This is a genomic window from Rhodococcus sp. PAE-6 (assembly GCF_025290685.1).
In the GTDB taxonomy this organism is placed as follows: Bacteria; Actinomycetota; Actinomycetes; order Mycobacteriales; family Mycobacteriaceae; genus Rhodococcus; species Rhodococcus pyridinivorans.
The window spans coordinates 1-264 of sequence record NZ_JAOCLZ010000145.1 but is presented as its reverse complement, the minus strand read 5'-3'; the positions used below and the strand labels follow the sequence as shown (position 1 = coordinate 264).

Genomic DNA, 264 nt, shown 5'->3' with positions numbered 1-264 from the left:
CGAGCTCCATCAGGTGTGCGACGACGTGCTGCAGCGCGAGAACACCGACTACGACGTCGGGGCCTACCGCGACGCGCTTCGCCACATCGGCTGGGACCGGCTCCCGGAGTACGAGGAGGTGATTCTCACCAACCACACCTTCTACGCCCCCGTCCGCCCGTGGAGCGGGGTCTTCGACCGGGCCGACTCCTGGGACGACGTCGACTTCTGGGGCATCACCGAGCACGCGGCAATGCGCCCGCACCCGTTCCTGGCGCGCCGTGA

1 protein-coding gene is annotated in these 264 nt (G+C 68.9%); it reads left to right on the top strand.

The annotated features are described in order from the left end of the window. The coding region (locus NVV99_RS26575; RefSeq protein ID WP_260783310.1) for a rhamnan synthesis F family protein at positions 1-264 on the top strand (264 nt) is incomplete at both ends.